This window comes from Streptomyces sp. 5-10 (assembly GCF_014712245.1).
Taxonomy (GTDB): Bacteria; Actinomycetota; Actinomycetes; order Streptomycetales; family Streptomycetaceae; genus Streptomyces; species Streptomyces violaceusniger.
Genome location: NZ_JACVYG010000250.1, coordinates 1 through 364, shown reverse-complemented (window position 1 = coordinate 364; position 364 = coordinate 1). Strand labels below are relative to the sequence as shown.

Below are 364 nucleotides of genomic sequence, written 5' to 3'. Positions count from 1 at the left end.
CCAGCGGCACCATATCCGGCGTAATCACCGCACTGTCCTCGGCAATGAGATTCGGCGGAACCACCACCGCCCCCGAACCAGCACCCATCGCCACCGCGAAATCCGCCACCGTCGGCGCCTCGAACAACGTACGCACATCCGTTTCCACGCCCAGAATACGGATCTGCTCCACCAGCGTCACCGCCAGCAGCGAATGCCCACCCAGCTCGAAGAAATTGTCATGGCGGCCGACCCGCTCAACCCGAAGAGCCCGAGCCCACACCTCGGCCAGCAGCGTCTCCCTCTCCCCGACCGGAACCTCGTAGGCGCGGGACGCATAGGCCTCGCCCTCCGGCTCCGGCAGCGCACGCCGGTCCACCTTCCC

The 364-nt window shown here is 67.0% G+C and carries 1 protein-coding gene; it reads right to left on the bottom strand.

Annotated features, from left to right (window positions below):
* Positions 1–364 (bottom strand): phosphopantetheine-binding protein (locus IEJ02_RS48060; RefSeq protein WP_191070543.1); only part of this gene is annotated, 364 nt, incomplete at both ends.